At 46.1% G+C, this 4440-nt stretch carries 4 protein-coding genes and 2 pseudogenes; 4 read left to right on the top strand and 2 right to left on the bottom strand.

Annotated features, from left to right (window positions below):
- Nucleotides 1-56: 56 nt before the first annotated feature.
- A pseudogene (locus IQ242_RS17605) lies at nucleotides 57-1027 on the bottom strand (RNA-guided endonuclease InsQ/TnpB family protein); the annotation flags it as partial.
- A gap of 269 nt (nucleotides 1028-1296) precedes the next feature.
- Nucleotides 1297-1587: pseudogene (locus tag IQ242_RS27220) on the bottom strand (type I restriction-modification system subunit M N-terminal domain-containing protein); the annotation flags it as partial.
- Here IQ242_RS27220 and IQ242_RS26790 point away from each other — a divergent pair.
- The 4 genes from IQ242_RS26790 (at nucleotide 1586) to IQ242_RS17585 (ending at nucleotide 4160) form a co-directional block, all read left to right on the top strand.
- Entirely contained in the window at nucleotides 1586-1711 is a 126-nt protein-coding gene (locus tag IQ242_RS26790) for a hypothetical protein (RefSeq protein ID WP_255520670.1), read from the top strand. The pseudogene IQ242_RS27220 and the gene IQ242_RS26790 overlap by 2 nt on opposite strands.
- A 238-nt stretch (nucleotides 1712-1949) precedes the next feature.
- Nucleotides 1950-2507, top strand: coding sequence for an elongation factor P (gene efp / locus IQ242_RS17595; protein WP_193960865.1), 558 nt, complete (start codon nucleotides 1950-1952; stop codon nucleotides 2505-2507).
- Nucleotides 2508-2673: 166 nt separating this feature from the next.
- Entirely contained in the window at nucleotides 2674-3168 is a 495-nt protein-coding gene (gene accB, locus IQ242_RS17590) for an acetyl-CoA carboxylase biotin carboxyl carrier protein (protein ID WP_193960864.1), read from the top strand.
- Nucleotides 3169-3173: 5 nt separating this feature from the next.
- Nucleotides 3174-4160, top strand: a complete 987-nt coding sequence (locus IQ242_RS17585) for a zinc-dependent alcohol dehydrogenase family protein (protein WP_193960863.1) — start codon at nucleotides 3174-3176, stop codon at nucleotides 4158-4160.
- The last annotated feature ends 280 nt before the right edge of the window (nucleotides 4161-4440 follow it).

Here is a 4440-nt window from a genome sequence, read left to right as displayed (position 1 = left end):
TCCCTATCTAAGACTGTTTGACAGTTAGGACATTGATGAGTTCTAGTGCTTAATTATTTCTGAACTATCGTCCCCAAAACTGAACAATCTTGGCTAGTAAAATGGGGAGGAACAGCAACACAAACAATCCGATAAATCTTGGCGAAATAATTCAACCACTCGGTGAATTGATACCAAGAAGCATCACTAATTGACTTGGCAAGCTTACGGTTTTTGACTAAGTTTCTTACCTTTAAATCCTCATAGACTACCAGATCATTAGACTGGACTAACGCCAAAGCGTCTTTAATTGCTTTGTCTTTACGTTGTCTTGATACTTTAAGATGAAGCCTAGCTACTTTTACCCGTTGCTTGTGATAGTTTTTAGACTGTTTCTTTCCTTGACGAAACTTTTTGGATAATCGTCGTTGTGCTTTTTTCAGTCGTTTTTCTGACTTTCTTAAATAACGTGGATTCTCTACAGTATTGCCTTGAGCATCGGTATAAAATTCCTTTAACCCTAAGTCAATTCCTGTTATTTGTACCGTTGGTTTACCGTCAGCACGTCTAACAACTCTTACCCGTTTAATCTGTTGCTCTGAATAATAAACTAATGTCTTTTGACTACACCATAAATCAAATTCTCCTGCTTTAAAACCATCGGTGAACTTGATTTTACGTCGGTCATCAGATAGTTGGTAGCCTGTTAATTTATACTCAACGGAACGGTTAGGCTTTTTGAACCGAGGAAAACCTTTTTTTCTGGTATCTTAGCATGACAATTATGATAAAACCTATTAATTTATTGCCAGGCTCTATCGGCAGCCGATTGACGAGCTTGAGAGTTTAATTTATTAACCCAAGGTGTTTCTTTATTATTAGCTAGTACCGCACAAAGCTTTTGGAGATCATTGCGGATTGTCCCTTGATTTGACCGCCAATAACGAACACAAGAATTACGCACAAACTGAGAAGTTATGATAGCTTCATCGAGCCGGTGATATTGCTCTGGTGTTCCGTTTTTTAGCTTTGCTTCTACGACTAGCATCTAACAATCCTCGACCCTTGGCTAAGTTAGGTATAACACAGTTTACCCACAGATGGTGGAATTAAACCGATGCTCCGCGGTTGATATTCTGGTCGGATTTCATCCCCCGCAAAGCTGAGTATCTTGTCGAAAAATGTAGCGGGGGCATTCATCCGACATTTTAGGTAAAGGTCGTCCTTGGTGTCCCGATCCTCCATCGGGATTTTTTCAATTTGCTCGATTACCGTCGCCAGCAGCGCCGGAGACGCGATGAGAAACACCGCATTCTTCATGTGTTTAGCGTAGGTGCTACCCTTGCAGAATTGCCCCAGATCTTTGATAAAGGGAAACGCTTCATCCCGGACAATCTGGAGCATTGTCTCCGCATCATCGAGATTTTTGAAGTGCGACCAACGGATATGCTGTTGGCTGGGGGTAAAGGTGGGATTTTCCAGTTTTTCGCCTAATCGTTGGGACCTATGCTCCTTAGCCAGTTCTAGGTCATCTAGGCGCTTGATGAAGAGTAAATAGGAAATCTGCTCGATTACCGAAAGCGGGTTATACCAAATTTCTAAATCCATGACAGACATCCACGCTCGAATGCTTGCCAAGCCTGCATTCGTTGTGACGCCAATAAAGAAAAATGGTATTACTAATGCCGTTATTCCAGAAGGTTGTCCAAAGTTTATCTATTTTGGATTTTAATTCGCCGGTGATCATCGCTGTTTACTCGTTCACTGCTTTTATTATTGCAGTAATTTTGTACTAAAAATTGAGGTTTCAGGGTGAAAAATGCTATTAGGTACTTAAGTGATTAGCTTTTGTCCCTTGCTTGCCCCACCTCCCACCTCCCCCTTACCTGTACGGACGGGAAAAAAGTTTTTTCGGGTACAGGAAGTATGTAAAATGGAATGTTGATCTTTCTTGGCCTAAACAGCATTTCATGATTTCGAGTAACGACTTTCGGAGTGGCACGACCATCGAGATAGATGGCTCTGTCTGGCGGGTGGTGGAATTCCTGCACGTTAAACCGGGCAAGGGATCGGCCTTCGTGCGAACCAAGTTAAAAAATGTTCAGACCGGCAACGTGGTAGAACGGACGTTCCGGGCGGGGGAAACCTTGCCCTCGGCCACGATCGAAAAGCGCACCATGCAGCACACCTACAAAGAAGGCGATCAGTTTGTCTTCATGGACATGGAGACTTTTGAGGAAGCAACTCTCACCCCGGTACAAATGGGCGATCGAGCCAAGTATCTGAAGGAAGGAATGGAAGTCAATATTCTCTTTTGGAATGATCAAGTGTTAGAGGTAGAATTGCCCACCTCGGTAATCTTGGAAATCACCGATACGGATCCAGGAGTCAAGGGAGATACGGCCACCGGTGGCACGAAACCGGCGATCGTAGAAACGGGAGCGCAGGTGATGGTTCCCCTGTTTATTTCTATCGGTGAAAGGATCAAAGTGGACACTCGGGATGGTTCCTATCTGGGACGGGAATAATTGTGATGAGAAGCCCAGAAATGAGGGCTTAGGGACGGGTTTAGGACTAAAGCCAGTGTTTCTGAGCCTGTTTCCCAAAACTTAGCCGCTAGATGGGAAAAATCGATAGTTTGGTGGGTGCGAATTTGGATTTGTTGCTTTTTATTTGCGAGGGGATTTCAGAGCGGTGACTATTGATTACAACGAAATTCGAGAACTGATCAAAACATTGGCAGCCACGGATATCAGTGAATTTAGCCTGAAAAGTGGAGATTTGGAGCTAAATATCCGCAAAGGAACCGTTAATACTGCCCTTGGGCCTCTCGCCGCTCCCTTGCCGGTGGTGACGGCCCCAGTCGCCGCTCCAGTGGTAGCCGCAGGTCCCACCCCGGTCCCAGAAACCCCCACTGCCGAACCCGTGGCCGCCGCTATGGATAAAAAATGGCTGGCGATTACCTCTCCCATGGTCGGCACTTTTTATCGCGCTCCTGCTCCCGATGAACCCTCTTTCGTGGAAAAAAACGATCGGATCCGTGTCGGACAAACGGTCTGTATCATCGAAGCGATGAAGTTGATGAATGAAATCGAAGCGGAAGTGGCCGGGCAAATCGTCGAAATCGCCGTCGCTAACGGTGAACCGGTAGAATTTGGTCAGACGTTAATGTGGGTTAATCCCGAATAGACAGAATGAAAGCTATCCTCATGACTGCCGTGGATGTCCTGCAGCTTCAGCAAGTCCCGACCCCGAAAATTAGTCAACCGCATCAGGTTTTAGTAGCATTAAAAGCCGCTGGTGTCAACCCTATTGATACAAAAATTCGTAAACGCGGCACTTTTTACCCCGAGCAAATGCCGGCCATTTTGGGCTGTGACGGGGCGGGAATTGTCGAGGCCGTTGGGGCGGCGGTGCAGGATTTTCGCCCCGGGGATGAAGTGTATTTTTGTAACGGCGGACTGGGCAAGCCTGGCACGGGAAATTATGCCGAATATGCCCTGATCGAGGCGGATCATTTGGCCCACAAGCCAAAATCTCTTTCTTTTGCCGAGGCGGCCGCTGTACCTTTGGTTTTAATCACCGCTTGGGAAGCACTCTACGATCGCGCTCGTCTGCAATCGGGACAAAGCGTCCTGATCCATGGCGGGGCCGGGGGTGTTGGTCATGTTGCGATTCAATTGGCGAAACTGAAGGGGGCTAAAGTTTATACAACGGTGGGAAATAGCGATAAAGAGCGTTTAGTGCGGCAATTAGGGGCAGATTACCCGATTTTATACAAACAAACCGATTTTGTCGCAGCGATACTTCAAGAAACCGCAGGGAAAGGGGTAGATGTCGCTTTTGATACGGTGGGAGGGGAAACTTTTGGGCAGACTTGCCGAGCGGTGCGAGTTTATGGCGATATGGTGACGATTTTGGAACCTACAGGCAGCTGGAAAGAAGCCCGCGATCGCAATTTGCGGATTAGTTTAGAATTAATGTTAACCCCGGCTTTGATGGGACTGCCAGAAGCGCAAAAATATCAAACAGAAATTCTTCGCCAAGGGGCGCGTTTAATTGACGAGAAAAAGTTAACTATTCATCTCTCCCAAACCTTTCCTTTAGCGGCAGCTATTAGCGCCCATCAATTGCTAGAAACTGGTGCGGTGACGGGGAAAATTGCCCTAATTATCGACTAGAAATCTGCCAGACACTACAATAGGCGTGGAATATAGCTAGGTAATAGGTGTAGGGCTAATTCATGAATTAGCCCTACAATAGGCGTTGTCAAATTGAAAGATGCTCCGAATCAGCACCGGAACTGAAATTACTTTGATAGGAAAGATTGCATGATTAGGGGTCGAGAAGGTCGTCACCGACCTCCCCTCCCATTCAGAACCGTGCATGAGACTTTCACCTCACACGGCTCCTAGTTTGACTGTTCCCTTGTTAAGGATACAACTTGACATCTTTTTGTTG

Source organism: Microcystis sp. LEGE 08355 (genome assembly GCF_015207185.1).
Lineage (GTDB): Bacteria > Cyanobacteriota > Cyanobacteriia > Cyanobacteriales > Microcystaceae > Microcystis > Microcystis panniformis.
This window is presented reverse-complemented; position numbering and strand designations above follow the sequence as displayed.